Here is a 285-nt window from a genome sequence, read left to right on the forward strand (position 1 = left end):
TTCGGGCTCAGGCAGTCGAGCAAAGGCTCTTCGAAGCTCATCGCCGATAGCCCATTGTCCATACCGGTTGCCAAGATCGGCGGACTTGCGGAAATAACTTAGCGCCGCGACCTTGTCCTGCTTTACCCCAATCCCTTGTTGCAGCATCACCCCCATCAGGTAATAGGCATGCGGGGCTTTCAGTTGCATCGCCTTTTCCACCAGGTCCAGCGCCTTGCCTTCGTTCCTGGGGACGCCGGTGCCGTGGACGTACAGCCCGGCCAGATTGAGCATGGCCTTGTAGTG

1 protein-coding gene is annotated in these 285 nt (G+C 58.6%); it reads right to left on the bottom strand.

From position 1 onward, the window contains the following. Positions 1 to 285 (bottom strand): tetratricopeptide repeat protein (locus PSEWESI4_RS24920; protein ID WP_187673931.1); only part of this gene is annotated, 285 nt, incomplete at both ends.

Origin of the sequence: Zestomonas carbonaria, from assembly GCF_904061905.1 — a bacterium.
Taxonomy (GTDB): Bacteria; Pseudomonadota; Gammaproteobacteria; order Pseudomonadales; family Pseudomonadaceae; genus Aquipseudomonas; species Aquipseudomonas carbonaria.